We start from the raw sequence: 26,100 nt of genomic DNA, 5'->3' as shown, positions 1-26,100 counted from the left end.
GGACGCGACTGCAAAACCCCATCGCTTTCGATACATAGTCTCTCCAATGAGATCGGTTGCTGAGATCGGTTGCAGTTACATTAACGTCTAGCAGCTCCAATGTCAACCCTCCATGTCGCGAAAATGAGATCGGTTGCATTTTCGCCACCGGGCGTGTTTACTGGGTCGCGTGTTCCACAAACTTGACACTCTGACGACCATCCACGATTCCGGCGCCGTGCTCATCGTTCGCCTCGACGACGCGGAGGAAGCCTTCCAAGCGGCCTCGGCCGCCGTCGACGGCGGGATCCGCGCGCTCGAGATCACCCTCTCGATCCCTGGCGCGCTGCAGGTGATCGAGCGACTGACCGAACGCTTCGCCGGCCGAGACGTCACGATCGGCGCCGGAACCGTGCTCGACGGCTACGCCGCGTGGTCGAGCATCCAGTCCGGGGCGCAATTCCTCGTGAGCCCCAACCTGAACCCCGAGATGATCCGCGTCGCCAATCGCTACCAGGTGGCCACGATCAGCGGTGCATACACACCGACGGAGATCTTGAACACTGTCGAAGCTGGATCGGACATGGTGAAGCTCTTCCCGACCGAGGCCGGCGGAATGCCCTATGCCAAGGCGATCCTCGCGCCGCTCGCTCACATCCCGCTCGTTCCTGCCGGAGGCGTAACCACTGCGAACGTCGGTGAATGGTTCAACGCCGGCGTCGTGGCTGTCGGCGTCGGCAGCGCGATCACGAAGGCCGCCCGGAGCGACGGTGATGTGAAGCGCGTCACGAAGGCTGCGGAAGACTTCGTCGCCGCGATCGAGCGGGCCCGCAGTCCACGATGAGCCCCGCCAGGCGGGCCGCCGCATACATCACGCTCGGAGGGGCCGGGTCCGGCAAATCGACGGTGTCTCGCCACATCAGTGAGTACACGGGCGCTCTGTACCTGGACAAGGATGCCCTAGCCGGTCCGCTGGTCGGCGTTGCACTCGAGGCGCTCGGCCAGAACGCCTCGGACCGGGAATCGAACGACGTCTACCTTTACAGGGTCATGCCGCTCGAATATGACGCGCTGTTCGCGGTCGCCGGCCAGAATCTGCGCCTCGGCCACTCGGTCGTCCTCGATGCGCCGTTCGTCGCATACCTCTCGGATCCTGACTACCTTCGCACCGCCATGGCGGGAGCGTCCTGGCCGGAGGTGCGAGTCCGTGTCATTCAGGTGGTCGCCTCTGCGCAAACCGTCAAGCGACGTCTGATCGAGCGCGCCAGCGCCCGCGACCGCATCAAACTCAGCGACTGGGACGCGTACTGGCAAGCGTTCGGATCTCTGAAATGCTCGTGGCAAGGCGTTGAGCATGTTCAGGCCGCCAACGACAAGGACAACGATTTCTCGGAGATCGACACCCTCCTGGGTGCCCTTCACGATTGACCCTCGGACCACGACCGTCCCGCGAGCCGCCATCGTACTTTCACGCGATTGTCAGTAGGCCGAAAAGGTACTCGAAGGAGAGCCAACCGATGAGCTCACCAGGAAAATCCCTCACCCAGGATCTCGTGACTGAACGGCATGATCGCTCAGAGCGCCCCATCAACATGATCGCGGGAACGATCGGCCACTTCGTCGAGTGGTACGACCGTCCTCCAGGGCATTTCCGCCGGCAGTGAGCAGCGGAGCGCGATCGCAATCATGGTCGAGCATGCACCAGCGAAGCGGTAGTTGATGCGCGCTGGAGTCATTCGGTCGCCGGGCGTCTGCTGAAGGTTCCTCAAACGGGACGGTCGGCACCGCCATTTCAAATCGAAAGAACACCGCCACGGAAATCAGAAGTCACAAAGCTCAGCTGTGAGCAGGCCCGCCACAGCCAAGAGCCTTACGGCGGGCACATACGCCGTCCAGCAGATCGTGGACCTCGTCAAAACGCCCCGGGGCCTTAGCGGACGTTTCCGTTCCACTATAACTCAGACCCCTGTCCTCCTTGCCGCTCGGGAACCTCCACAGTCGCCGCAGCGTTGAGAAGCCCGGCGTGCGAGACGTGACACGTAGAAACGCGATGCCGTTGGGTGGTCAGATACCGCTCACTTTTGAGTACTCTGTTGCAACTTTCTTGCTTCTGTAGCAGACTTCGGGTGTGAATGATTCGGCGCTTCCGGGGTCGGCGCAACTAGGCCTCGTTGCGGGTATCGTCCATCTCAACGAGCGTGAGGCCGTATGGACTGCGATGCTGGCAGGCTGGGAACGGCAACAGCGCAGTCGCGGCGTTGGCGCGACGACGGTGGCTGCAAACGTCCGGATCGTGAGTCGGTTCTTCGCGTTCGCGGGGACCTACCCGTGGCAATGGATGCCGGGCGATGTCGAGGATTTCACCGTGCAGCTGATGGCGGGAAACGACCGGCTGGCTCCGAGCACAATCCGGCGTTACCACGCAGCGATTCGCTCGTTCTGCACGCTTGTGACCGACGCGCGCTATGGCTGGCCTGTCGAGTGCGAGCGACGCTTCGGCGAACTACCTCAGCAGATCTGCCATGCACAGAACACGCTCGCGCATCTGGCGGAGTATGAGGGCAAGCCGGCTCGACGCCCGTTCACGTTCGATGAGATTCAGAGGCTGTTCGACACTGCTGACGACGAGGTGGCCCGCGTGGGAAGCGGCCACACCAAGGGCGCCGTCAGCGCACTGCGCGACGCATACATGGTGCGCGTCGCGTATGCGTATGGGCTCCGTCGCCGTGAACTCATCATGTTGGAGACCGTTGACCTGCATCGCAATCCCGCGTCACCAGAGTACGACAGTTTCGGCGCACTGCACGTACGCTTCGCCAAGGGGTCACGAGGCACCGGGCCCATGCGTCGCACGGTGCTCACCGTGCCCGAGTTGGACTGGGTTGTCGAATCCCTACGCGAGTGGTTGCACTACCGGGCAGAGGCAGACATCGAGGGGACCGTCCTGTGGCCCTCCGAGCGCGGTGGAACGATGGGCTCGGGTTACTGGGATCGACGATTTAGCCACATCCGAGAAGTCGCCGGCCTCGACGCCCACCTCACCCCGCACGCGCTTCGCCATTCCTATGTGACGCACCTGACCGAGTTCGGCTATCCGATGGAGTTCGTGCGACAGCAGGTCGGCCACCTCTACGCCGCGACGACGCAGACCTACGCGGCCGTCTCTGACGACTTCCGGCAACGCCTGATCATGAATTCCCTTGCCCGCATCAATCAGATGGGAACACCCCGATGAACGCCACCACGACGGTTCACTGGCACCTGCGCGAACTCCTGGCCCTCAAGGGCATCTATCAAACGACGCACCTGGTCCCGATGCTCGCGGAGCGCGACGTGCATCTTTCTCGCGAGCAGGTCTACCGCCTCGTCACGCAGACCCCGCAGCGACTGAACCTCGACGTGCTCGCGGCTCTGTGTGCCGTCCTCGGCTGCGGGCCAGAGGACCTGATCACCTTCTCGGCCGAAGAGGTCGCCGCTCCACGTCGCGCCGCCGGCGCCTCAAAGCGCGGGATCGCGCCAGCGGCAGCCCGACCGTCGAAGACCACCATCCGGCGGCCAAGCTCGAACGATGGCTGACGCGATCGCCCGCATTGCCGCGGTGATCTCGGCGCAGTTTCCCGGGGTTGACGATGATGTTGTCAAGACCGCGATCCTGGAAACGCGAGGGCCGTCGGCTCCCGGTCGCCTCTCGCGGCTTGCGCGTTTCGTCGAGGCGAATCCTGACTTCGCCCTCAACCCGACACCCGCACTGCCGGCCATGCTCCAGCGCCTGAGCGCAGCGCTGCAGCACGCCGGATTCCCGTCGCGTCTGCCCCGGTGTCAGTCCTGCACACACGAGAGGGTGCTGCTGAAATCCAGTCGGTCCGGCCTGTCCGTCTGCCGCTCGTGTCGGACATACGAGGCCGCCGAGACGTGTTCTCGCTGCCGTCGGCATCGCCCGATCGCAGCCGTTATCGACGGGCAGAGACTCTGTTCCCCCTGTGGCCGCCTGTACCCTTCGCGACACACAACCTGCATCAAGTGCGGCCTGGCGAAGCCAGCCGTGGTCAGAACCGCCGATGGCGGCATCTGCCAGGCTTGCTACGTCTGCCCAGAAGAGATCTGCGGCGGCTGTGGCGAGCTGAAGCCCGTCACCGCCCGCATCTGGGGCTCGCCGCGATGCGCGAAGTGCTGGATGAGAGCGAAACGGGCGCCGGCCAACTGTCCAGGATGCGGAGAGCTTCGCGTTGTCGCCTATCCGAGCCCTGGCGACAGCGCCATGCTTGTTTGCGCGCGATGCGCCGGGAAGGGATCAAAGAATGCTTGCGAGGACTGCGGGCGTGAAGACCTCCGATACGCCCGCCGGTGCCAGCTCTGCGAACTCTCGCGTCGGCTGAACGCGCTTTTCGAGCACCCACACCCGTTGCAGCGCACCTGGGTCGACGCGTTCGAGAGCAACCTCCTCGACGTCATGCAACCCTCCAGCATCCTCCGCTGGCTCGGACAACGTGGCACAGAAGAGCGGCTGCGATCACTTGCAGCGAGGGATAAGCCTCTCACCCACTGGGTGGTATCCAGCGCCCAGCGATGCCTCGACCTCGCAATGGTGGGACGGAACAAACTGGACCGAGCACAAGCGAGTGCCCGAAGGTAGTTAGACGCCGCTATTTCTGGCACGATCTCGCGCAGGAGAAAGCCTCCGGTATCCGCAAGGAGCCGGGGGCTTTCTCACGCTCCCCCACGCGGCTCACGCCGTTTTGTAGCCATTTCGCGCGATCTTTCCGGCGCTACTCACGGCTCCAAGAGTCGCGCATTTCGTGCGCCGGATGGTGTGGGCGTCTTTACACTACCTTTCCTTGGAATTCGCTGAGAATTGTGTAACGTTAACGACATGCCCGCCATCCGGCGAGCAATACAACACAAAAGAGCCGAGCAACTAGCCCGGCTCTCTTGAAAGATCCGGCCCGTTACAGCGGGCCAGAATCGAGGAATTGCAGTGATCACGAAGAACGATAGCACTTTCGACGTGCGCCGGTTCACAGCCAGCGTCAAGGACATGTCGGACCATATCGGCGTCGACACGTCGACCATACGGCGTTACGTTGCCCAGGGCATCCTCAGCGCTGTGCGGATCGGCAAGACGACGCTGCGGATTGACCCTGACTCGCTCCAGGTAACGCCGGTTGGAGCGGCGGCATGAGCTGCGAGAGCCCGCGCGGCGAGGGTTCCGCCGCCGCCTCCGTCAGAGGGCTGTGTCTCCGGCATGCGGTCAAGCTGGCCGCGCATCTCGCCGCACCCCTTCCCGTGATTGACAGGCCGCTCCACCCGAGCACGCCTGGCTACCAGGAAGCCGTAGACGCGATCCTCAGCGCCGATCGCTGCGACGAGTGCCCGGCGCTTACGGACGACATCCCAAGGCGTCTATCGCCCTACCAGCCGCGGTTAGGCAAGAATTGCCTGGATGACGCAAAGAAGGCCGCGGATATGGAGTACCCTCACAATCTGCCAAGGGTCGAGATCGGAACCCCTCACTCGGACCAGGAGCGCGCGGCATCCGCAGTGGCGCTGCAGGCACAGGGTCTAATCAATGACGCATGGGAGGCCGTGATTCTCTCGTGGCAGCCTTGCGAGTACTGCCCTGTCGCTGAGCCGCCGAAACCGCCGAAGAAGGAGCGGACGGCGAGCCCGGCGGATGCGGTCTTGGAGGTGCTGGCAAGGACCGGCGACGAACTAGGCCGCTCAGCGCTTATCGAGATGGTGGCCAGCCTCGATAAGAACAACTTCTCGAGCACGGTGCAGCCCCTTGTTGATTCGGGGCAGGTCACCGAGCGGAAGGTGGGGACCGCGAAGCTCTACCGGCTCGCCACGCCGTAGCGACATCCCCCACCATTACGGCCCCGGTTGGTTCCTCCTCCTTCCGGGGCTGTTTTGGTTGTGTTGTCAGTCCTTCCTGTGGGCCGCTCTTGGCTCGATGCATATGTCCGTCCGTCCGTGCGCTCCTTTAGGAGCGCCGGGAAGGACGAACAGATCATCAGCGTAGAGCGGCGAGGGTTTAAGTGTTGTTGGTTGTTCCGTCCGTCCGTTCGTGAGTGAGTTTTGAGGGAGCCGGGGGCAGGGGCAAGCGGGGCAGGCGACCCACGTCCTAGCGAAATTTGTCCACGCTCCCGCCCCGCCCGTTTTTCGCCCCCGCCCCCGTGACAATCCGGGATGTTTCCGCTCCATCTGCTGCGATCATCCGAAGCTAGAGGATCACAATCTCTCGGGGCCGCTACCCCCTCGACGCCTCCTTGTAGAGAGCGCGCTCGCCGTCGCCCGGGGCTGGCTAGATTGCCCTGTCATTGAGTCACACATTGCATGGAGATTGCACGAGCCAATACAGCAGCGGCGCTTACAGTGGCTGGAATTGCCATTTGACCGGGACTTTTACAGTGTGCGCCCGAAGGGATTCGAACCCCCAACCTTCTGATCCGTAGTCAGATGCTCTATCCGTTGAGCTACGGGCGCGATCGGTGCTGGCCTTCAGTTCCGTACTGATTCAGCCAACCTGAAGACTATATCAGGAACCGACGAGTGACTTCGCACTCGGCCCTTCTGTAATGGTTGTGGCTGGTCTGGTACTGGCTGGCAGACTGGCGTTTTCAGCTTTGTCTGGTGTGACTCACCGCCCTTCCGACCGCGCGCAGCGTGTGTCTTGCAGTCGACATGTCCACCAGGCAGGGCGGGAAGCGCCGGCCTGACCGCGTGAACATGGCTTGATAGAAGCTCGTCCGGGACCTTGTAAGAGATCCCGTGACTCATTACAGAAACGCCTGCTCGACGACCAGACCGGCACGTAATAACACCCCCTACAGAAGGAGTTACCGTGCCCATCGTCTCACAACTGGTTTGGCAACAGTACGACCACGTCATCGGGGTCGACACGCATGCCAGGACCCACACCCTGGCCGTGCTCAGCAGTGCCGGAGCGCTGCTGAAGTCGGCGACTTTCCCGACCAGTAAACCCGGGCTGGACCGCGCCTACGCGTGGATGCTGCGCGAGGCACCAGGCCACACCCTGGTCGCGATGGAAGGCACCGGCTCCTACGGGGCAACCTTCACCGACCTGCTGAGTGCCCACCGGGTGGAAGTCACCGAAACGAAACCACCGAAACGAGGTGTCCGCCGGGCCGGTAAAAGCGACGTCATCGACGCCGAACACGCCGCCCGCCACGCACTGGCCCTGCCCGTGGACCGGCTGATGATCCCCCGCACACACCACGGCGACCAGGCCGCACTGCGAGTCCTTTTGACCTCCCGGAAAGCACTGCAGAAGAACAAAACCGCCACCAGCAACGCGTTGACCGCGCTGCTGCGTGGCTTTCCCCTCGGCATCGACGCCCGCAAGAAACTGACGAAAGCACAAATCGGCCAGGTCGCCGCCTGGCGCACCCGCAGCACCGACACCCCCGCACAGAACACCATCCGAGCCGAAGCAACCCGGATGGCCCAGGAAATCCACACCCGGCAGGGCGAGATCGCCACCATCAACGCCAAGCTGACCATCCACGTCACCGCACTGGCCGCCTGGCTACTGGAAGAGAACGGTCTCGGACCCTTCACCGCCGCCCAACTCCTGGTCTCCTTCTCCGCCCACGGCCGCATCCGCTCCGAGGCCGCATTCGCCCGCCTCGCCGGCGTCGCCCCGATCCCCGCGTCCTCCGGGAACACCACCCGGCACCGCCTGCACCGCGGCGGCGACCGGCAACTCAACCACGCCCTCTACATCATCGCCTCCCACCGCATGCTCAACGACGAGCCCACCAAGGCCTACACCGCCAAACGCCAAGAACAAGGCCACAACCGCCGCGAAACCCTCCGCAACCTCAAACGCCACATCGCACGCTCAATCTTCCGAAAACTCAACGCCAACACTTGACAAAACCCATAGAAGCGTCGACTACGCTCAGGGACCGACAGCAAGCACCTCGGCAAGGAAGTCGACGAGCGCACGCCAGCTGCGCACATCCGCTACGGGGCGATAGCGATCGCTGCCCGGTACGGTGAAGGCGTGCGGCGCACCGCTGTAGCTCACCACCTGCCAGTCGAGTGCAGGCACAGCGCGCAGTTCGTCCTTGAATGCGTCCAGTGCAGCGTCGGGCACCGCCGGGTCCGCCGCGCCTGTCAGCACCAGCAACGACGCACGAATTGCGGATGCGTCACTCGGCTCATGCGCAATCAACACACCGTGAAACGACACCACGCCACGCACCGGCGCCCCAGTGCGTGCGAACTCGAGAGCCGCGCTGCCGCCGAAACAATAGCCCATGACCGCGATTCGTTTCGGATCCACCCGCGGATCGGCCGCCAGCCGCTGATACCCGGCCTGCACCCGCTCGCGAAGCAGCGACAAGTCGGCGTAATACTTGCGGGCTTCAGCGGATGCCGCCTCCCCCGTCGGGCGCACCCCCTTGCCATAGATGTCGGCGGCGAGCGCCACATAGCCGAGACGCGCCAGCATTTGGGCGCGCATCTGCACGTTCGGGCCGACGCCGGTCCAGTCGTGCACGATCAGCACGGCCGGACGTGGGCCGGTCAGCGCGGCATCGTGCGCGAGGTAGCCCTCGAGTTCGGTGCGTTCGCCGGATGCCGCCACGTGCTCGTACAGCACACCTTCAGTCTCGATCCGTGCGGCCGGCCGCACCGGCACGGTCTCAAGGATGGTGCGCTGCTCGTCGCTGAACGCCTCTGTCACGGTTGCTCCTTCGGTCTGCGTCACAGTGGTCTGCGCCACAGTGCATAGACAGGCTATGCCTCAGCAACCGTCGACGCCACGACACTCATGCGACCAGAATGACCGCCAGCACCACCATCGCCAGGCTCAGCACCCCGAGGCCCGCCCGCAGCGCCAGCGCGCGCTGCCCGCCTCTGCGCACGCGCGTTGCCAACGCGGTGTCTTCGGGAGCCGCGACGACCGCTCGACGCAGGCGCGACATCCGCCGGGCCTGAAGAACGCCGACACCGAGCACAATTAGAATCACGACTGCGACGACCACCAATAGCGTCGACACAACGCTCCACGGCACGGCCGCCAGCAGAATGATGCCCGAGATGTAGGCCAGCACAAGTGCAATCGTTGCAACGATGCCGAAACGCGGGCCGAAGTGGCGGAAGAACGCCACGCGATCGTGACGAGACAGCGTGGCCGTCGTGCTGCGTGCGACGACGACCAACGCCACCCATCCGCCCAGCCAGACCGCGGAGGAGACAATCAGCACGCCGAGCAGCGTGCCGGCGAGCGCAGCAGGAAGGTCAGTGCTCATAGAAGGTCAGTGCTCATAGAAAGTCCGTGCTCATAAAAGCTCAGCGTTCATGGAAGGCCCCGCGTTCACGGAAGGTCCGCACTCATAGCGAGCCCGATGCCCGAACGACTCAGCGCAACGCAGCACAACTCGACTCAGGCGACCGCCACCGGCCGAGCAATCTCGACGCGCCACACCTCGGGGCCCTGCTCCAGGTATTCCCAGGTGAAGTTGCCCGCGTGCTCGGCTTCGAACTGGTAGTACAGCGGCTTCGGATCGTGGTCGTTGACCAGGATGTAACCCTCGCCCGGCGTGAGCGCGTTGTAGTGCTCGAAGATCAGCTCGTGTCGACGCTGCGGAATCTCTGTGCGAACATCGAGCACGGGGCGCTCAGCCATTGTGTTCCTTTCGGTTGTCATCCTGGAGCTCAGATGCTCAGGACATTTAAAAGTAATAAAATCATCGTAAACCAGCTTCATGCTGTTTGCTCAACACCCTGCTCGCCCAACACGATGCCCGCGAAACGAGGACGACATCCACGACGCACCCGGCAAGCCCACGGCCGGCAAGCCCACACCCGGCAGGCGCCCGCGCACGCGGCCCGTGCTCAGCCGCACCGGCACGCGCCTTGCGTTCCTGATTCCCGGCGGCATCGCACTGCTGGCCGGTCTGGATGCCGCGCTGCTCCTTCTCGGACTCCCCGCCCCCCTGACATTCGCGCGTTTGCCCATCGTGCACGGTCCGCTGCTGGTGTTCGGTTTCATCGGCACGGTGATCGCCCTCGAACGCGCGGTGGCGATCCGCAAATGGTGGGCATTCGGCTCACCCGCCGCCTTCGGCCTGGCCGGCTTCCTAATGCTCTCGCCGCTGCCACTTGCCGTCGGCGCCGGAATGTTGGCGGTCGGGTCGATCGCGCTGCTGTTCATCTACCTGGCGATCTGGCGCCGGCAGGCGATGCTCGCATCAGCCATCCAAGCCCTGGGCGCATTCCTGGGGCTGGCCTCTGCAGTGCTGTGGATCGGCGGCCTGGACGCATCCGCCCTCGTTCCCGGCATGGCCGGCTTCATGATCCTGACCATCGCCGGCGAGCGCGTCGAACTCGCCCGGATGGTCGCCCTCAGTCACGCGACGGAGCGCGCCGCCTTCGCGGTCTGCGTTGCACTCGCACTCGGAGTTCTCGCCGCGATGCTGTGGCCTGCGGCGGGGTACCCGATCTTCGGTGCCGCGCTGATCGCCGTCGTCATCTGGTTGACCGTGTTCGACGTCGCCACTCGGCTTGTCAAAGCCAAGGGGCTGCCCCGGTACATCGCGGCCTGCCTGCTCGCCGGCTACTTCTGGCTCGTCGTCGCCGGCCTGATCTGGCTGTTCAACGGGCCCGTCACGTCCGGGCCGCTCTACGACGCGACCGTGCACTCGGTTTTCCTCGGGTTCACCCTGGCCATGATCATGGCGCATGCCCCCGTGATCCTGCCTGCCGTGCTGCGCAAGCCCTTGCCATATCGCCCGATCTTCTACCTGCCGGTCGTGCTGCTGCACCTGTCGTTGGCGCTGCGCATCCTCGCCGGCGATCTGCGCGATCTGCCCGTTCTCGTACAGTGGGGCGGCGTGCTGAACATCATCGCTGTGCTGCTGTTCGTGATCCTCGCCATTGCATCCGTGCTGCGCGGCGTTCCTAAGAAGCAGGCTGCGGCCGCCGCCGCAGCACGACGCGAGCGGATTTCTGCGGCGGAGCGCCAGCATCCGGTCGCGCATGCAGACCTGCCTGATGAGGCCCCGTGAGCCCGACACTCGGGCGCGGCGCCGCGAGCGGGCAGCGGCATCCTGCAGCTCGCGGCGTGCGCCGCAAACTCTGGTACGGCGTGACCAACTCGATCGTCGCGGCCTGGCTCGTGGCGGCACTCGTCGTCATGATCTCGCAGCGCGGCATTCCCGCCGCGGACTGGCTGGGCGTTCACCTCACACTGCTCGGCGCGGCGAGCACCGCGATCATCATCTGGAGCCAGCACTTCGCGGATACTCTGCTGCGCCGCGGGGCGGGCGCCGGTCGGGTCGGGCTCAGCATCCGTCTCGGGGTGCACACTGCTGGCGCGATCGCGGTCGTCGTCGTCGTCATCATCGCTTCTGTCTGGCCTCTGGTCGTGGTCGGCGGGGCTCTCGTTCTCGGTGCAGCCATCGCGCAGGCGACCAGCCTGACGCTGCAAGTGCGGGCAGCCCTGCCGTCGCGGTTCGGCACGCTCGTGCGCTACTACATCGTGGCCGCACTGATGCTGGTGATCGGTGTCGTGCTCGGCGTGCTGATGGCCGAAACGGGGGCGACCGGCGAGGATCACGATCGCCTTTATCTCGCACACATCGGCTTCAATCTGGCCGGTTGGGTGGGCCTCACCGTGGTCGGCACGATCGTGTTGCTCTGGCCGACCGTGCTGCACGCGCGCATTCTTCCCACAGCGGATGCCGCCGCCCGGCGCGCCCTCCCCATGCTCGCGTTCGGCGTGCTCATCATCGGCCTCGCCTGTTTGATCGGGCTCCGTTGGGGTGTTGTGCTGGGTCTCGCGCTGTACCTTGCCGGCCTCGCTCTGGTGCTGATCGAGGCCGGTCGGCAGGCAGTCAAGTCACCGCCCACGACATATGCCGGTTGGAGCATGGGAGCCGCGCTGCTCTGGTTCTTCGGCTCGGTGCTGACCTTCGCAGTGCTCGTCGCCGTTGCTCCGAACTGGGCGGATGCTGCGGCCGGCCTCCCCGCTCTGCTGATTCCCCTGGTGGTCGGCTTCGTGGCTCAGCTGGTGTTCGCAGCGCTGAGCTACCTGATCCCCGTCGTTATCGGCGGCGGGCCGGTGGCGACCCGTTGCATGAACTACGAGGTCGATCGATTCGGCGTCTTCCGGGTAATCGTCGTCAACGGCGCGCTGCTGGTCGGACTGCTGCCACTTCCCGTGCCGGTGGAGATCACTCTCATGGCGATCGTGGCCGTCGCGTTGCTGACGGTGATTCCGCTCGCCGTCAGGGCGGCCGTCGTTTCCCGGCACGCGAAGGCGGAAGATTGGCCGGTGACCTCGCCGAAGAGCGCGAAACCCACGTTGCACACGCGCAGCGGCACGATGATGTCGGCGATCGGCACCCTCGTGCTGGCGGTGGCCGTCGGCGTTGCGTTCAGCCCCGCAGGCACGCTCGGGCCGACCGGGGCGGCAAGCGGCGGCGGCAGCGGCGCCGGAAACGGCGCGGCCGCGGGCACCTCCTCGGTTGTGGCAACCGGGCAGACAACCACCGTGAAGATGAGCATGAAGGACATGCGATTCTCGCCCAGCTCCGTGCGCGTGCCGGCGGGCAACAAGCTAATCATCGACCTGACGAACGCCGACGACATGGTGCACGACCTGACGCTGGCAACCGGGGTAACCTCCGGGCGGATGGTGGGCGGGGCATCCGCGAAGGTCGATGTGGGCGTGATCACCGCCGACATCGCCGGTTGGTGTTCCATCACCGGCCACCGGCAGTTGGGCATGGTGATGAACATCGTCGCGATCGGTGCGCCGTCTGCGACGGACTCGAGCAGCGCGTCGGGCGGCCACGACGGCATGGACATGGGCGCTGCGACCGGGCCGTCCGCTGCAAAGGACATCGACCTTGCGAAGAAGCCACCCGCGTCGTTCCAGCCGTATGACGCCGCGCTGAAGCCCGCCGCAACTGCGACAGCACCGGGCGGCACCGTGCACACGCTGACTCTGACTGTGCGCGACACACTCACGCAGGTTGCTCCAGGCGTCTACCAGACCCTGTGGACCTACAACGGCACGGCGCCGGGGCCGACACTGCGTGGGCACGTCGGCGACAGGTTCGAGATCACCCTGGTCAACGATGCGTCTATGGGTCATTCGATTGACTTCCATGCCGGTGCACTCGCGCCGGACAAGCCGATGCGCACCATCCAGCCCGGCCAAAGCCTGCACTACACGTTCACGGCGACGCGTTCCGGCATTTGGCTGTACCACTGCTCGACCATGCCGATGTCTGCACATATCGCCAACGGAATGTTCGGTGCCGTCATCATCGATCCCCCCGGGCTGGATGCGGTCTCCGCGGAATACGTGCTCGTCCAGTCCGAGTACTACCTCGGTCCGCAGAAGGGCGAAGTCGATGCGGCCAAGGTTGCGACCGAGAAACCGGATCTGGTTGTCTTCAACGGGTACGCGAACCAATACAGCTATCGTCCGCTGACGGCGAAGGCCGGCGAGAAGGTTCGCATCTGGGTGCTGGATGCCGGCCCCAACCTGTTCAGCGCATTCCATATCGTGGGCGCACAGTTCGACACCGTCTATTCGGAAGGCGACTACCTGCTCAGGAACGGCGGCAGCACGGGCACGGGCGGCTCCCAAGTGCTCGGGCTGTTGCCTGCACAGGGCGGGTTCGTCGAGCTGACCTTCCCGGAAGCCGGCAACTACCCGTTCGTGACGCATGCGATGTCGGATGCCGAGCGCGGCGCATCCGGAACCTTCGCCGTGTCGAAATAGTCCGCTTTCGCTCCCTGCGCGGAGCCGACGGGCGATCAGGTTCGATCGGCGATCAGCGCGGGCAGCTCACCCATCGATTCGAAGATCGTCGTGTTCGGGCCCTCCAACCACTGTGCACGGCTCAGCCCACCCGCGTATGCCAAGACCTCCATGCCTGCACGCCTGGCCGCCGCAACGCCGAACCTGCTGTCCTCGACAACTAGACAATGCGCAGGGTCCACGCCAAGCGTGGCCGCGGCATGTAGAAACAGATCAGGTGCGGGCTTGCCATGCAACACGTCCTCGGCGCTGAACGCAGCACCATCGAAATAGTGAAACAACTCGACCTGATCGAGCATGCGGCGAATTCTCTCGTGGCTACTGTTCGAGGCGACGCAGAACGGCAGCTTCAATCTCGCCAGCACAGGCTCGATACCGGCAATCGGTTTCAGCTCACGCTCGAATGCGTCTGAATACCACGACGAGTACTGCTGGTTCCACCCGGGTTCGAGCGCTCGACCCAGGTGCTCCTCGAGCTGACGATCGAAGGTGCCCGTCGCAGAGCCGAGAAAGCGCTCCACGATCTCGTCGATGCTGAGCAGCCATCCGAAGTCGGCGAGAACCGATTGGCTGACGGTGGCTGCAATCGGTTCGCTGTCGACCAGTACTCCGTCGCAGTCGAAGATCACCAGCTCGATCATCTGAAGCGCGATGGCTGGAATGCGTCGAGCAGCGGATGCGGCACATCGCGCACGATCGTGTCGGCAAGAAGCTCGCCGGCTATCAACCCGATTGTCGCGCCGCTGTGGGTGAAGGCAACGTGGTAGCCGTCCACAGAGTCAAGCGCGCCGAGCACGGGTTCACCGTCGCCTGGAATGGGCTTTCTGCCGACGAAATAGCGCTCGAGTTCGAGCCGCGGATTTCCCTCGAGCACCCGCGACGCCTCGGTGAGTAGTTCCTCGACGACGCCGTCTGGCACCTCCCAGCCGCCGTCACGCTCGACGACCGCCCGCTGGGACCATCCGGAATCCATCACCAGGGTTCCTCCAGGCGCCGGGCGCAATGACACACGCGGGGTGTTCAATACAGCGTTCAGCGCGACATCGACTTTCTTCGTGCGCACCAGCAGTGCGTTGGTCGTTTGGGCCGGAAGTTCGACGCCCACGGATCGTGTCATTGCCGGCACGGCGGCGCCGGTGGCCACGAGCACCGCGTCGGCCTCGATGCGAGTGCCGTCGGTCGTCACCACGCCGGTCACGCGCGAGCCGGCCATTGAGACTTCGGTTGGTCCGGCCTGTTGCACGAGCCTGCCGCCGAGCGCGAGGAATTCCTGTGCGAGGTCGTGAACCAGCGGCACCAGGTCGACCCACCCTTCGCCCGGATTGAAGACGGCACCATCCGGGCTGACGGCCGCCGCGTCCACACCGGGGGTGGTCGTAGCGACCTGGTCGGGGGTAAGCCAGTGCGCGTCGTACCCGTGCGCGCGCTCGTGGTCGAACAGCTCACGCAGGGCAGGCGCCGCCGCGGCTGTCATCCACCGCAGTCCACCGCCGAATTGCAGGTAGTCGGAGCTCGCGCCCGCTGCGGCACGCGTTCGATACCGGTCGATGCCGAGAGTACGAAGCCGATGGTACGCGGCCGAGTAGGTGCCCGACGAGTTCAACCAGGACAGGGATCTTCCGGACGCTCCAGCCGCCAGACCCTTCTCGTCAACGAGCACGACCGTTGCTCCGGCCCGCGCAAGCGACACTGCGCTCGACACCCCGATGATTCCGGCGCCGATGACGACGACGCGCTTACGCGTGTTCACACTGTCTCGATTCACGCTGTCCATCCTCATTTTCCGATTCCGTCAGACAGGCCACGAACGAAGTACCGTTGGCCCGCAAAGAACATGATGATCATGGGCAGTGCTGCCAACGTCATCCCGGCCAAGACCATCGGATAGTTCGTTGACAGCCGCGACGAGAGGTCGGCAAGCCCAACGGGGAGTGTCTTCACCACATCGCTGCTGACGAAGATGAACGCGAAGAGGTATTCGTTCCAGGCAAAGAGACATTGCAGGATGATGCTCGACACGATGATCGGCATCGACATCGGGAAGGTGAGTCGCCAGAAGGTCTGGGCTCGAGTGCAGCCGTCCAGCCGAGCGGCTTCATCCACTTCGTACGGCAGGTCGATCATGTACGACCGGATCAGGAAGGTGATGAAGGGAATGCGAAACGCCGTGTACAGAATGATCAAGCCGAAGAGCGTGTCATAGATGCCGAGGGTTTGCAGTAGCTGCAGAAGCGGCACGAGAGCAACTGTCGGTGCGAGCATCAGGCCGCCGACGATCATGAACAGTACGGTCTTGGAGAACGGCATCACCAGCTTGGTCAGCCCGAAGGCCGCCCACGCGCTGATCAGTGTTGTCGTGACGACCGAGAACACGGTGACGATCAGGCTGTTCAGCAGATACTGGCCGATCCCGCGGTCCCAGGCCACTGCATAGTTCTCGAAGTGGATGGATGTGGGGAGCCCGAACGGGCTTGAGAGAAAGTCTTGATTGTCTTTCACACTGCCGAGCACCATCCACAGCAGCGGATACAGCACCAGGATGGCCAGCACGATCAAGACGCCCCAGACGAGCAGCCGCAGCACAATGCCCGAGAAGCCGAGTTTCGTTACCATTCGACTCTCCTTTTGCGAGCGAACCAGAGTTGCCCCATCGCGAGCCCGAAGGTGATCACGAAGATCACGGTCGCGATCGCCGCGGCGTAACCGAAGTCATTGTTGATGAAGCCGCTGTTGTACAGCCAGGTCCCGAGAACCTGACTGGAATTATTCGGCCCACCGCCTGTCATCACCATGACCTCGTTGAACACTTGGAACGCCCCCGAGATTGTCACGATGATCAGCAATGTGCTCATCTCGCGCACGAGCGGCATGGTGATCTGCGTGATCCGGCGGATCGGTCCGATGCCGTCGATGTCTGCCGCGTCGTACAGATCGTGAGGAATCCGCTGAATAGCCACCGAATACAGCAGCGTGGTGTAGCCGAAACTCTGCCACTGACTCATCACGATGATGGCCCAGATTGCGGTGTTCTCCTGCCCGAGCCAGGTCTGCGCGAACTGGCCGAGACCAACGGTGTTCAGCGCGACATTCAACAGCCCGGTCTCCGGCTGGTAGATGAAGTAGAACAGCAGTGCCGCAACCGTGATCGACACCGCGGACGGAATGAAGTAGATCGCCCGAAGCGCTCCGCGGAATCCCTTGCGAACGAAGTCCTCGATGATCGCGGCAAGAACCAACGCTCCACCGACTTGGAATACGAGCGAGACCACGGCGTAGGCGATGTTGTTGAACAGCGATCGCCAGAAGACCGGGTCACCGGCGGCTTTGACGTAGTTCGCACCGCCCACGAACTTCTGATCGGGGTCGAATACCGTCCAATGGAAGAAACTGAGGACAACGTTCTGAACCAGCGGAAAGTACACGAAGACGGCGATCAAGACCAACCCGGGCAGCACCCAGATGAGGGAACGCCAGCCACCGAGGCGGCTGCGCTTGCGCGAACCGTCCTTGTACCCTCCATCGGGTATGCGGTGGGTGCGCCCGGCGCTTGTCGCACCGGGCGCATCCATCATGCGATTGTCCACCATCAACTCCGCGAGGTATTACTGCTATCGCACGCCGGCTGCGGCGGACTGCACGGACTTCATGACCTCTTCCGGCGTGAGACTGCCGGAGATCAGCCCTTCAACACCGGATAGATACGCCTGGGCGACCGGAGGTGCCGTCACCGTGTCCAGCCAGATGGCGAATCCGGATGCCTTGTTCACCACGTCGAGCGCGTCAACTGACTGCGGGCTGGCGTTGTCGGCAGTGAGAGAACCGAGAACGGGGCTGGGGTAGCCGATCATCAGCTTTTGCATGATCTTCGCGTTGTCCTTGCTGACGACGAACTTCATGAAGTCGACAGCGAGCGCTGCATTCTTCGCTTTCGGGTTGATCAGGAATCCGTCGGGAGCACCGGTGATGACGTCGGTGGCCCCTGCTGCACCGCTCGCGGCGGGCAACTGGAAGAAGCTCCAGTCGTCTTTGGCCAGCTGCGTTCCGTCGACCGCGCCGAACTCAACCCACTCCTGGTACATCATGGCTTCCTTGCCGCCATAGAAGGAGACTGCCGCGTCGTTGTGGTCGATGCCGTTGGACTTCGCGCCGCTGCTCGTGCAGTCGTCCAGGATCTGCTTGAACTGCGTCAGCGCCTTGACGTAACCGGCATCGGTGAACTTGCCGACCTTGGGGTTGTAGTCCTTGGCCAACGTGGCGGCGGGTACGTTGTATGCGTTCAACTGGGTGATGTAGTGGATCGCCGGCCAGCCGTTCTTGTTCCCGAACGCGATCGGGTCGACACCGGACGCTTTCAGTGTCTTGCACGAGCCCAGGAGGTCATCGAGCGTCTTCGGAGCAGTCAGCCCGGCTGCGTCGAAGATCTTCTTGTTGTACAGCATGAACTTTGCGTCGAGGTCGAGCGGAATGCCATAGTTCTTGCCGTCGTACTCGAAGGCAGCAACCGCAGACGGCGCGAGGGTCTTGCCCCAGGTCGTGTCCGCACCGATCTGCGAACTGAGGTCCAGTGCGAACCCGGCGTTCACGAACTGTTTCGCGTAGTCACCCGCCCAGGAGAAGTAGATGTCAGGGAGGTTCTTCGTCGTCGTCAGCACCTTGATCTTGTCTTTGTAGCCCTGATCGGACTCCTGCTGGATCGTGACCTTAACGTCGGGGTGCAGCTTTTCGTACGCCTTCGCCATTGCGGGGAAGAACGCGGATGTCGTCGGGTCTGCGAACTTGTTCACCATCGTGATCGTGCCGCTGTAGTCGACCTTGTTCAGGTCGGCTTTTGCGCCGCCGGATGTCTGAGCCGAGCAGCCGCTCAACAGCAAGAGCGCCGCGACGACGCCTGCGCCCACCTTCACGACCGATTTCTTGGCCATCATCTTTCACACTTACCTCTCTGTAACGTGCATTGCGCCTCATGGCGTTGCCCGAGTATAACCATGATGTGATACCGGTATCAATAGTAAATCACAGATCGTTACGGATCGGGCGCTCGCAGCCGCGGGCGCTACTGCGGTGGTCTTGCGATCGAGTGCCTCTGAATGATCCTGGCCTGCAGGGTGTGCACGCGAGGAGCGCCCGCGGTACCGTCGATGCGTCTCAGCAACTGCTCCGCCGCCGTCACGCCGAGCTGGGCCATGGGCTGTTCGATCATGGTGAGCGGCGGGTCGATGACGCGAGCCCACGCGCTGTCGTCGAAGCTGATCAGTGAAATATCGCCCGGGTATTCCAACCGTTTGAGCCGCATGGCGCGCAGGGCGCCCACCAGGGCGTCCGTCTCGGTTGCGATCAGCGCGGTCGGCGGTGCCGACAGTTCCAGCATCCGGCCGACGGCCAGAGTCGTACCGACTTCGGTGCGCGGGCCGTGCGTGACCAGGTCAGGGTCGAATTCGATGTCCGCGGCCGCGAGGGCCTCGAGATAGCCGCGCAGACGTTCGGCCTCGCTGAAGATCGTGAGCCCGGCCAGTTCGAGCAACCGGTCGCCGGAGTCCGCCGGCACCGGCGTTGTCGGACCCCAGACGAACGCGATTCGGCGATGCCCCTCGGCGATGAATTCGTCGACAGCGGCTCGCGACACCTCCCGGTTGTTGATCACAACGGTGTCAAGCTCGAACGCGTCGATCGTGCGGTCGAGAAGAACGATGGGGATGTCGCGGTCGAGAGCATCCCGAATATGTGAGACGTCATCTTTTCGCGTGGCGGCGGATGCGAGGATGATCCCGTCGACCTGCTTGTCCATCAGCACGCCGATCGCCGCTCTCTCGTGCTCGAGATTCTCATCGGTGCTGATCACGATCGCCGCATAGCCACCGAGATGACACGCGTCGTCGATGCCTCTCATCACACCGGCGAAGAAGGGGTTGCCGATGTCTGCCACCAGCACTCCGAGGGTCTGCGTCTTGCCGGTGGTCATGCTGCGCGCCAGGCTATTCGGCCGGTAGCGGAGTTTCTCCGCAGCCGCGATCACACGGGCCCGTACCGCCGGGCTGACCGACCCGTAATTGCCGAGCGTGCGAGCGGCCGTCGCCCTGCCGACCCCCGCAGCGGCGGCAACCTCATCGATCGTCGCCGGTGGGTTGTGCCGGTGGTGTTCAGGGGGCAATGGAACGTCCTCCTCGACTTCGCTAGCGTGCTTCGAGCATCAACCTACACCGAACTCATCCACTGCCCGAGCGCGAGCACGACCGTAGCCGAACGCGCCCGCGACAAGGCACTGACGCATGGCGAAGTCTGCAGCATCTCCCAGCGCCCGCGCCACGACGTCGGGACCGGCCAGGGTGTCGCGGTTCCAACCAGAGCGAAGGAGCTCGACAGCGAAGGCCGCGACGAACGCGTCACCGCAACCCATCGTGTCGACGACCAGTGCCGCGTTCGGGATGGGAACAGCCGCGGTGCGGTGGAACATCGTGCCGTCGAACAGAATCGCCCCACGCGTTCCGCGCGTGCCCAGCGCGTAGCGGGCACCGTGGTTCACGACCAGCGCCAGGTCCCGCTTGGTTTCGACCTCCGTGAGGTTCGAGCATGACAGCAGAGCCAGGTCAACGAACGGGGCCACGCGCTGAAGATAGTCTGCCGAACGGAATTCCCGTTCGCTCGAGAGGTCGTATGACACCAGCGCATCCAGGGTGCGCAGCTTCGCAAGCTCCGATTCAGAATTGGAGTAGACGCTGGAATGCACGAGGTCAAATTCTGCAAGGAAGTCAAGCTCTCCCGTGCCGAGCAACAACGGCTCAGCCACGCTGACACCGCCGAGATTGCCACCGCGAAAGTGCCGCTCACCGTCGACGACCTCGACTTCTGCGTAGCCACTTTCACCGACACGCACGATCGACTGGGAGACGTCAACGCCGATCTCGTCGAGCACCTCCCGGATGTGTCCGCCGGCGGCATCGGACCCGAAGACGCCGAGATATGCCGCAGATGCTCCCCTTTGACGCGCGAACACCGCGAAGTTCACGCAGTTCCCGCCCGGATAGTCGATGCCCCTGTCGAGAAAGCGATCGATCACATTGTCGCCGAAGCCCGCTACCTTCGGCGCCGGCCGCAACCCCACGCCGGCTCTAGTATTCGACGACACGGTAATAACGGCGTAGGGCGAGGTCGTGGTTGCGCTCGGCCTCGAGGTGTTTGCTGACGCGGGTGGCGACCGTGTCCATGATCAATGGGCTGAGCAGCCCTCGGAATTCCGGGCTGATCTCGGCGAGAGGAAATTCTGCCGTGTCGAGAGTGGTCACGTCGTCAGAGTAGTTCTGAGCAAATCTTTGCACACGCTCCATGAGCGGACGGGTTTCGTCTTCACCCACGAACAGTAGAACGGTCGTGTCCTTCTCGATCAGTTCGAGCGAACCGTGGAAGAACTCTGCCCCGTGCACGCGCGTCGTCCGCAGCCACTGGCATTCCTCAAGCACGCACATCGAATACAAATATGCGAAGCCCCACAGGTTTCCAGCGCCCACGACGAATATATAGTCGCTATCTTTGTGAGCGCGCGCAAATTCGGCAGCGGCCGGATCGGCCTGCATGGCGACATGCACCAAGGCCTGCGGGATTGTGGCGAGTTCACCCACCAGTTTCTCGTAGCCCGCGAACTCTCCCCGACTGGACATCAGCCGGGTGGTGAGGAGCAGCAATTGCAGGTCGAACCACGTCTCGGGCACAGTGAGAAGCACACGATCCACGGCGCGCGCGATGGGACTGTCGCCCGCCCCTGTTAGTGCAACCGTGTACGCGCCCTGCGCCTTCGAGTACTCGATCGCCTTCAGCACATCTTCCGTCGTACCCGAAGCGGATGCGAAAACGGCGAGCGACTGAGGGCCGAACGTGGCGTCGCCGGAGAGAACGAGTTCGGCGGCGATGACGGCACGCGTCGGAAAGCTCGAGTTGCGGCGCATCAACAGTTCGTATGGCATCATCGTCGCGTACGTGCCGCCGGCACCGATCAAGAAAAGGTTCTTCAGCTCCCGTTTGTGGACTTCCTCCACGAGCGCCTCAATCTCCGGGCGCAAGCCGAGCGCGCTGGTCAGCTGAGAAACGAACTCTTCTTCATTGAATTTGAGCATTCCGTGCACCTTTCCTACGGTATCGATCGTCGCAATTCGCGTATTGATACCGGTATCAATTTCCTAATAGTGGCACAGAATCGCCAGCGCGTCAAAGCTCAGGCAGACGTGCTACAGAACGGCCGATCGCTATCGACGACGAAGCACGTTGAACGCGATTTCGCTTCCGCGATGGTAATCCTGGGCGAACAACACGCGCGTCCCGTCGACCGTGAGACACGTCTCGACGACGAGAAGCCAGGCGCCAAGACCGCCCAGCTGATACCGCGATTCGACGTCCTCCGGGAGCGTCACCGCGCTGATCTGGGCGGCTGAAGAGTTAATGGCCCAGCCCTGGGCGTCCAGCGCGGCCGTGACAGACCCGGTCCAGTCCCTGTGCACAACGGCACCGGGGAGCGCCTCGCGCAGGATCGTATTGACGCTGAACACCATCGGCCGGTCGTTACCGTAGCGAAGCCTGGTCAAGCGGATGACCGGATCGCCGGCTTCGATCCCGAGTGCGACGGCTTCGGCCTGCGTCGAGGAGACCTCCCCGACCTCTAGCACCGCATTCGTGACAGCGTAACCGAGCTCCTCCAGCATCGAGGTGATGCTCTCGTACTTCGTGATTGGCCGCTCAACGCTCAGCGAGCCGATTGCGGACAGAAATCGCCCGTTGCCCTGCACTGCGTGAAACAGCCCCTCGTGTTCCAGTCGCTTCAGGGCCTCTCGCACGGTCGAGCGCGCGACGCCGTAGAGCTGCGCGATCTCGGCCTCGGTCGGGAGGCGATCGCCCGGGCGCAGGTTGCGATCATCGACGAGCTTGCGGATGTCGAGCCGTACCTGGTCGACGATCTTCATCGGAAATCATTCCCTCGGAGGTTGTCCTGTCCCACATGTCGCCCAGTACGCGTGTCGGCCTGGCTGCACCTGAAATGCTCAGTGCTTGAGAAGCTCAGTGCTTGAGATGCTCAGTGCTTGAGAAGTTCTGTGCTTGAAGAGCTCTGTGCCTCAAATGTTAGCGGGCTCCTGACGCACTGCAGCGTGAACCGCTATCGAACTGCCTCCTGCGGGTACCCACCGCGATGCCGACAGGTCGCCGACGCCCATGCAGAACCCTGCAACAACGCCTGCTGCACGGACGCGCCACGGCACCTACTCGCGACGAATCCGGCGATGAAGCTGTCGCCTGCACCGGTCGTATCGAGCACGTCCGTCGGCAGCGCGTCTTGTTGCCACCACGTGTCGCCATCGTAGGCAACGGAGCCGCGGGCCCCGCGGGTGATGACGGCGAGGCGCGCTCCTGCCGCGAGCGCTGCAGTGGCGCGTGACTTCGCATCCAACGCGTCTTCGCCGACCGACTCGAATGCGACGGCAAGGCCGTCGTGCCCGCTCGATACCGCGCAATCCTGGCTGATAACGACGGCAGGATTGCGAGCAAGCAGCTCGTTCCTCAGTTCACCCGCCCTCGGCAGCATGCCGATGTGCACCCAGTCCGCTGCAGCGAGCTCTTCCAGTGCCGGCGCATCAGGATAATACTCCGCGGTCACTCCGAAATCCTCCCTCTCGAAGACTCGATCGCCGTCGCGTGTGAGCCGGATTTGCGTCAGGGCCGTTTCCCCCGGTATCACGACTAAACCGGAGGTGCTCACGCCGGACCGCGAAAGCCCGCCGGCGATCAACTCGGCTTCCGGATCGGCGCCGACTGCACCGAAGTACACGACCCGTTCCGCAGCCAGGCCCAGCTGCGCCGCAACGTTGAGTGCGTTTCCTCCGATGAATTCGGCTTCCCCGGCACCCACGTAGCGATCGATCGTATTGTCCCCCACAACAGCGAACGACGGTCGGTCGTCTTTGCGCCGAGCGGAATGAAGGTCTTCAGTCATGGCACTGACTCACGATGAGTTGTCACAGTTCAGTAGGGCACGCGCTTGTAATAGCGCCGGGTCGTCAGCGGGTGATCGCGAAGCACCTCGAGGTGAGCACTGAGGCGCTCGAGCACCGTAGCGATCAACACCTGGGAAATGAGCGCGCGCACCTCAGCCGATACCCCGGGCAACTCGAATTCCGCTGCGTCGATGACTCGGACACGGCTCGTGATCGTCGGCGCCCACGCTTCGATCCGCTCGACGAGCGCGCGCGTCGAGTCTTCGCCCTTGAACACGAGCAGGCTCACCCCCTCTTCCAGCAGTTCCAGCGTGCCATGGAAGAAGTCTGATGCGTGCACCGGGCGTGTGCGGATCCACTGCATCTCCTCGAGGATGCACGTGCTGTAGTACCAGGCCTCCGGCCAGGTCGACCCCGCCCCCGTGATGATGTGATATTCGTCGTCTTTGATCTCGGCCGCGAGCAGAGCAGCCCGGGGCTCGAAGCTGCGCTTCACCTCCACCAGCGCGGCGGGCAGGGTGGACAGTTGCGCGATGACGGCCCGATAGTCCGCTTCCGTGTATTCGCCGAGGTGACACAGCAGCGACAGGGCCAGGACGAGGGACTGCAGGTAGAACGACTCTGACGACGTGTCGTCCGCGGTGAAGGTGGTGAAGTTGTGATCTGCCTGTAGCGCCAGCGGCGTGTCGGCATGCCCGGTCAAGGTGATGACCGTCGCACCCTTCGCGCGGCTGAACTCGAGGATTTCGACAGCTTCCTTCGTCGTACCGGACACCGAGGGGATGACGACGATCGAGTGCGGACCGAGGTTGATCGAGTCCGTCATCCGCAGCTCGGCCGCCTGGGTCAAGAAGACGGGAAAACTCGTGCTGCGCTGTAGCAACTGCGCGGCCGGCTGCATCAGAACTCCGACGCCGCCGGCACCCAGAAAGTAGAGGTTCTTCGCGCCCTGGGAGACGAGGGCGCCAATGGTTTCATGGATTGGGTCGGCGAGCGCAAGGGCATCCGATTGAATGCGAACAAAACGGTTCTCATCGAAGTTCAGCATGGGTAGCGCCTTTCTGGGTGGTCCGTCGTCCGGGCGGAGCGACAGCACGGTCTCGGTGTTGGCAGTATTCGGAATACGGAGCAAATTCAGTTGTCTGATGACTCTTGAGGTCCTCAGACATGAAGTATCACCGGTATCACTTGGGAAAGCAAGCCCCTACCCTGACTATTGACCCTCGTTGCCAGGCGTGCAACGATATCAACTGTACTGATACCGGTATCACAAATGGGAAAGCAGGAATCAATGACGACGACAGACTTTGCTTCGGCGTTGGACATCGACGAAGATGCCTTCGTGAGAGCGGGAGCAGCTGCACTCTCTCGGCGCAAGCAGATCGAGCGCGTTGCGGACGAATTGACCGCCCGCGGCGTCACGTCGTTGGCTTTCATCGGTTCAGGCGGCACATACGCGAACGCATTCCAATTCGAACAGCTTGCACGACTGAGTTCGACACTCCCCGTGCGAGTATTGGTGGCCGCGGAGGTCGTAGCGTCGGGCGACCCGCTTCTCACAGCGACATCCATAGCGGTATTCACCTCCGACAGCGGAACAACCGAGGACGTGCGCGCGGCGATTGACTACTGCCGCTCGCGTGGAGTGCATACGATCGGCTTCGTGCCTGTCGCAGACAGCCCGATTGCGCAGGCCGTCGACTCGTACATCCAGACCGAGCCGGAATGGCGCGGATGGGACATTTACCTGCTCCTCCTGACGGCGCGACTGCTGTCCTCCCGCGGCGAGTTTGACGGCTATGAGCAGCTGGCCACGGAATTGAGCCTGCTCCCTGCCGCGCTCTTGGAGGTGGCAAAGCGGGCCGACCCGATTGCCAAGAACTTCGCGCAGGCGCACCGGGACACCCAATACATGTTCTTGGTCGGATCGGGCAATCTGTGGGGCTTCACATACATCTACTCGATGTGCGTCCTCGAAGAAATGCTCTGGATCAGAACGACCCGAGTCACGGGTGCGGAGTTCTTCCACGGTTCGCTCGAGCTGATCGAGCGGGACACACCGGTGCTGATCCTGCAAGGCGAAGATTTCTCGCGCCCGATCACTGACCGGGCCATCCGCTTCGCACGAGAATACTCCGACGATGTGACCGTGCTGGACAGCAAAGACCACGCGCTAGCGGGCATCAGCGAGCGCTTCCGCCCCCTTGTGTCTTCGGCCGTGATCGGCGCCGTAACGAGGCGCATCAGTCTGCACCTGCAGAACGAGCGCGATCGCGATCTCACGCTACGTCGCTACTACCGCGTGGTCCCGTACTAAGCGCGCGCAATCCGCGCTGCGCGGCATCC

General features: G+C 63.4%; 27 protein-coding genes and 1 tRNA gene. 12 read left to right on the top strand and 16 right to left on the bottom strand.

Annotation, left to right across the window (positions count from 1 at the left end; all coding sequences use genetic code 11):
* Positions 1-169 precede the first annotated feature (169 nt).
* From QU604_RS02275 to QU604_RS02255, 5 genes are all read left to right on the top strand, one after another.
* Positions 170-823, top strand: coding sequence for a bifunctional 4-hydroxy-2-oxoglutarate aldolase/2-dehydro-3-deoxy-phosphogluconate aldolase (locus QU604_RS02275; protein WP_308467177.1), 654 nt, complete (start codon positions 170-172; stop codon positions 821-823).
* Positions 820-1,407 carry a P-loop nucleotide/nucleoside kinase family protein gene (locus QU604_RS02270; protein WP_308467176.1) on the top strand — a complete coding sequence of 196 codons (588 nt, stop codon included), beginning with the start codon at positions 820-822 and terminating at the stop codon, positions 1,405-1,407. The genes QU604_RS02275 and QU604_RS02270 overlap by 4 nt, the downstream gene beginning before the upstream one ends.
* Before the next feature lie 89 nt (positions 1,408-1,496).
* Positions 1,497-1,643, top strand: a complete 147-nt coding sequence (locus tag QU604_RS02265; RefSeq protein ID WP_308467175.1) for a hypothetical protein — start codon at positions 1,497-1,499, stop codon at positions 1,641-1,643.
* Positions 1,644-2,107: 464 nt separating this feature from the next.
* On the top strand, positions 2,108-3,214 hold the full coding sequence (locus tag QU604_RS02260; protein ID WP_308467173.1) for a tyrosine-type recombinase/integrase: 1,107 nt from the start codon (positions 2,108-2,110) through the stop codon (positions 3,212-3,214).
* On the top strand, positions 3,211-3,555 hold the full coding sequence (locus tag QU604_RS02255) for a helix-turn-helix domain-containing protein (protein WP_308467172.1): 345 nt from the start codon (positions 3,211-3,213) through the stop codon (positions 3,553-3,555). The genes QU604_RS02260 and QU604_RS02255 overlap by 4 nt, the downstream gene beginning before the upstream one ends.
* A gap of 715 nt (positions 3,556-4,270) precedes the next feature.
* Here QU604_RS02255 and QU604_RS02250 read toward each other — a convergent pair.
* Positions 4,271-4,465, bottom strand: a complete 195-nt coding sequence (locus tag QU604_RS02250; RefSeq protein WP_308467171.1) for a hypothetical protein — start codon at positions 4,463-4,465, stop codon at positions 4,271-4,273.
* A gap of 1 nt (position 4,466) precedes the next feature.
* On the opposite strand from QU604_RS02250, the gene QU604_RS22130 reads away from it, so the two are divergent.
* The 3 genes from QU604_RS22130 to QU604_RS02240 all read left to right on the top strand — a co-directional run bounded on the left by QU604_RS22130 (position 4,467) and on the right by QU604_RS02240 (position 5,832).
* Positions 4,467-4,616 (top strand): DUF2510 domain-containing protein, encoded by a 150-nt coding sequence (locus QU604_RS22130; RefSeq protein ID WP_409349991.1) that lies wholly within the window; start codon positions 4,467-4,469, stop codon positions 4,614-4,616.
* 338 nt (positions 4,617-4,954) lie between these two features.
* Complete coding sequence (locus tag QU604_RS02245; protein ID WP_308467170.1) at positions 4,955-5,158, top strand: helix-turn-helix domain-containing protein; 204 nt, start codon at positions 4,955-4,957, stop codon at positions 5,156-5,158.
* Positions 5,155-5,832 (top strand): hypothetical protein, encoded by a 678-nt coding sequence (locus tag QU604_RS02240; RefSeq protein ID WP_308467169.1) that lies wholly within the window; start codon positions 5,155-5,157, stop codon positions 5,830-5,832. The genes QU604_RS02245 and QU604_RS02240 overlap by 4 nt, the downstream gene beginning before the upstream one ends.
* 557 nt (positions 5,833-6,389) lie before the next feature.
* On the opposite strand, the gene QU604_RS02235 is transcribed toward QU604_RS02240, so the two are convergent.
* Positions 6,390-6,462: transfer RNA gene (locus QU604_RS02235), tRNA-Arg, on the bottom strand.
* Positions 6,463-6,820: 358 nt separating this feature from the next.
* Between QU604_RS02235 and QU604_RS02230 the strand changes: the two genes are divergently transcribed.
* Positions 6,821-7,873, top strand: coding sequence for an IS110 family RNA-guided transposase (locus QU604_RS02230; protein ID WP_308466613.1), 1,053 nt, complete (start codon positions 6,821-6,823; stop codon positions 7,871-7,873).
* Positions 7,874-7,900: 27 nt separating this feature from the next.
* Here the strand turns inward: QU604_RS02230 and QU604_RS02225 are convergent, their stop codons facing one another.
* The 3 genes from QU604_RS02225 to QU604_RS02215 all read right to left on the bottom strand — a co-directional run bounded on the left by QU604_RS02225 (position 7,901) and on the right by QU604_RS02215 (position 9,634).
* Positions 7,901-8,689: a dienelactone hydrolase family protein gene (locus tag QU604_RS02225; RefSeq protein WP_308467168.1), complete on the bottom strand. Its 789-nt coding sequence runs from the start codon at positions 8,687-8,689 to the stop codon at positions 7,901-7,903.
* A gap of 85 nt (positions 8,690-8,774) precedes the next feature.
* Entirely contained in the window at positions 8,775-9,257 is a 483-nt protein-coding gene (locus QU604_RS02220) for a hypothetical protein (RefSeq protein WP_308467167.1), read from the bottom strand.
* Between the two features lie 134 nt (positions 9,258-9,391).
* Entirely contained in the window at positions 9,392-9,634 is a 243-nt protein-coding gene (locus tag QU604_RS02215) for a DUF2249 domain-containing protein (RefSeq protein ID WP_308467166.1), read from the bottom strand.
* Positions 9,635-9,713: 79 nt separating this feature from the next.
* Between QU604_RS02215 and QU604_RS02210 the strand changes: the two genes are divergently transcribed.
* A complete protein-coding gene (locus tag QU604_RS02210; protein ID WP_308467165.1) occupies positions 9,714-11,015 on the top strand; it encodes a DUF8744 domain-containing protein in 1,302 nt (433 codons plus the stop codon).
* Positions 11,012-13,744 carry a multicopper oxidase domain-containing protein gene (locus QU604_RS02205; RefSeq protein ID WP_308467164.1) on the top strand — a complete coding sequence of 911 codons (2,733 nt, stop codon included), beginning with the start codon at positions 11,012-11,014 and terminating at the stop codon, positions 13,742-13,744. Before QU604_RS02210 ends, QU604_RS02205 begins: the two co-directional genes overlap by 4 nt.
* A gap of 35 nt (positions 13,745-13,779) precedes the next feature.
* Here QU604_RS02205 and QU604_RS02200 read toward each other — a convergent pair whose 3' ends face one another.
* The 11 genes from QU604_RS02200 to QU604_RS02150 all read right to left on the bottom strand — a co-directional run bounded on the left by QU604_RS02200 (position 13,780) and on the right by QU604_RS02150 (position 24,802).
* Positions 13,780-14,424, bottom strand: coding sequence for an HAD family hydrolase (locus QU604_RS02200; RefSeq protein WP_308467163.1), 645 nt, complete (start codon positions 14,422-14,424; stop codon positions 13,780-13,782).
* Entirely contained in the window at positions 14,421-15,548 is a 1,128-nt protein-coding gene (locus tag QU604_RS02195; protein ID WP_409349990.1) for an NAD(P)/FAD-dependent oxidoreductase, read from the bottom strand. Before QU604_RS02195 ends, QU604_RS02200 begins: the two co-directional genes overlap by 4 nt.
* An 11-nt stretch (positions 15,549-15,559) precedes the next feature.
* Entirely contained in the window at positions 15,560-16,396 is an 837-nt protein-coding gene (locus QU604_RS02190) for a carbohydrate ABC transporter permease (protein WP_308467162.1), read from the bottom strand.
* A complete protein-coding gene (locus QU604_RS02185) occupies positions 16,390-17,355 on the bottom strand; it encodes a carbohydrate ABC transporter permease (RefSeq protein WP_308467161.1) in 966 nt (321 codons plus the stop codon). Before QU604_RS02185 ends, QU604_RS02190 begins: the two co-directional genes overlap by 7 nt.
* Positions 17,356-17,391: 36 nt before the next feature.
* Positions 17,392-18,708, bottom strand: coding sequence for an ABC transporter substrate-binding protein (locus QU604_RS02180; RefSeq protein WP_308467160.1), 1,317 nt, complete (start codon positions 18,706-18,708; stop codon positions 17,392-17,394).
* A gap of 128 nt (positions 18,709-18,836) precedes the next feature.
* A complete protein-coding gene (locus QU604_RS02175) occupies positions 18,837-19,931 on the bottom strand; it encodes a substrate-binding domain-containing protein (RefSeq protein ID WP_308467159.1) in 1,095 nt (364 codons plus the stop codon).
* Between the two features lie 39 nt (positions 19,932-19,970).
* Entirely contained in the window at positions 19,971-20,906 is a 936-nt protein-coding gene (locus QU604_RS02170; RefSeq protein WP_308467158.1) for a PfkB family carbohydrate kinase, read from the bottom strand.
* Positions 20,890-21,888, bottom strand: coding sequence for an SIS domain-containing protein (locus tag QU604_RS02165; RefSeq protein WP_308467157.1), 999 nt, complete (start codon positions 21,886-21,888; stop codon positions 20,890-20,892). The genes QU604_RS02170 and QU604_RS02165 overlap by 17 nt, the downstream gene beginning before the upstream one ends.
* 129 nt (positions 21,889-22,017) lie before the next feature.
* Complete coding sequence (locus tag QU604_RS02160; RefSeq protein WP_308467156.1) at positions 22,018-22,728, bottom strand: GntR family transcriptional regulator; 711 nt, start codon at positions 22,726-22,728, stop codon at positions 22,018-22,020.
* A gap of 191 nt (positions 22,729-22,919) precedes the next feature.
* Entirely contained in the window at positions 22,920-23,753 is an 834-nt protein-coding gene (locus tag QU604_RS02155; protein WP_308467155.1) for a PfkB family carbohydrate kinase, read from the bottom strand.
* Positions 23,754-23,782: 29 nt separating this feature from the next.
* Positions 23,783-24,802, bottom strand: coding sequence for an SIS domain-containing protein (locus QU604_RS02150; RefSeq protein WP_308467154.1), 1,020 nt, complete (start codon positions 24,800-24,802; stop codon positions 23,783-23,785).
* A gap of 243 nt (positions 24,803-25,045) precedes the next feature.
* On the opposite strand from QU604_RS02150, the gene QU604_RS02145 reads away from it, so the two are divergent.
* Positions 25,046-26,071, top strand: a complete 1,026-nt coding sequence (locus QU604_RS02145; protein ID WP_308467153.1) for an SIS domain-containing protein — start codon at positions 25,046-25,048, stop codon at positions 26,069-26,071.
* Positions 26,072-26,100: the final 29 nt, after the last annotated feature.

The organism is Rathayibacter sp. SW19 (assembly GCF_030866825.1).
In the GTDB taxonomy this organism is placed as follows: Bacteria; Actinomycetota; Actinomycetes; order Actinomycetales; family Microbacteriaceae; genus Rathayibacter_A; species Rathayibacter_A soli.
Note: the sequence above shows the minus strand (reverse complement) of the source record. Positions and strands in the feature narration are given on the sequence as shown.

Excerpts from the sequence above, each read along its gene's own strand:
- QU604_RS02240 (WP_308467169.1), top strand. The coding sequence starts at position 5,155 with ATGAGCTGCGAGAGCCCGCGCGGCGAGGGTTCCGCCGCCGCCTCCGTC.
- QU604_RS02180 (WP_308467160.1), bottom strand. The coding sequence starts at position 18,708 with ATGATGGCCAAGAAATCGGTCGTGAAGGTGGGCGCAGGCGTCGTCGCG.
- QU604_RS02185 (WP_308467161.1), bottom strand. The coding sequence starts at position 17,355 with ATGATGGATGCGCCCGGTGCGACAAGCGCCGGGCGCACCCACCGCATA.
- QU604_RS02145 (WP_308467153.1), top strand. The coding sequence starts at position 25,046 with ATGACGACGACAGACTTTGCTTCGGCGTTGGACATCGACGAAGATGCC.
- QU604_RS02265 (WP_308467175.1), top strand. The coding sequence starts at position 1,497 with ATGAGCTCACCAGGAAAATCCCTCACCCAGGATCTCGTGACTGAACGG.
- QU604_RS02165 (WP_308467157.1), bottom strand. The coding sequence starts at position 21,888 with ATGCTCAAATTCAATGAAGAAGAGTTCGTTTCTCAGCTGACCAGCGCG.
- QU604_RS02270 (WP_308467176.1), top strand. The coding sequence starts at position 820 with ATGAGCCCCGCCAGGCGGGCCGCCGCATACATCACGCTCGGAGGGGCC.
- QU604_RS02210 (WP_308467165.1), top strand. The coding sequence starts at position 9,714 with ATGCTGTTTGCTCAACACCCTGCTCGCCCAACACGATGCCCGCGAAAC.
- QU604_RS02155 (WP_308467155.1), bottom strand. The coding sequence starts at position 23,753 with ATGACTGAAGACCTTCATTCCGCTCGGCGCAAAGACGACCGACCGTCG.
- QU604_RS02200 (WP_308467163.1), bottom strand. The coding sequence starts at position 14,424 with ATGATCGAGCTGGTGATCTTCGACTGCGACGGAGTACTGGTCGACAGC.
- QU604_RS02160 (WP_308467156.1), bottom strand. The coding sequence starts at position 22,728 with ATGAAGATCGTCGACCAGGTACGGCTCGACATCCGCAAGCTCGTCGAT.
- QU604_RS02190 (WP_308467162.1), bottom strand. The coding sequence starts at position 16,396 with ATGGTAACGAAACTCGGCTTCTCGGGCATTGTGCTGCGGCTGCTCGTC.
- QU604_RS02220 (WP_308467167.1), bottom strand. The coding sequence starts at position 9,257 with ATGAGCACTGACCTTCCTGCTGCGCTCGCCGGCACGCTGCTCGGCGTG.
- QU604_RS02255 (WP_308467172.1), top strand. The coding sequence starts at position 3,211 with ATGAACGCCACCACGACGGTTCACTGGCACCTGCGCGAACTCCTGGCC.
- QU604_RS02150 (WP_308467154.1), bottom strand. The coding sequence starts at position 24,802 with ATGCTGAACTTCGATGAGAACCGTTTTGTTCGCATTCAATCGGATGCC.
- QU604_RS02215 (WP_308467166.1), bottom strand. The coding sequence starts at position 9,634 with ATGGCTGAGCGCCCCGTGCTCGATGTTCGCACAGAGATTCCGCAGCGT.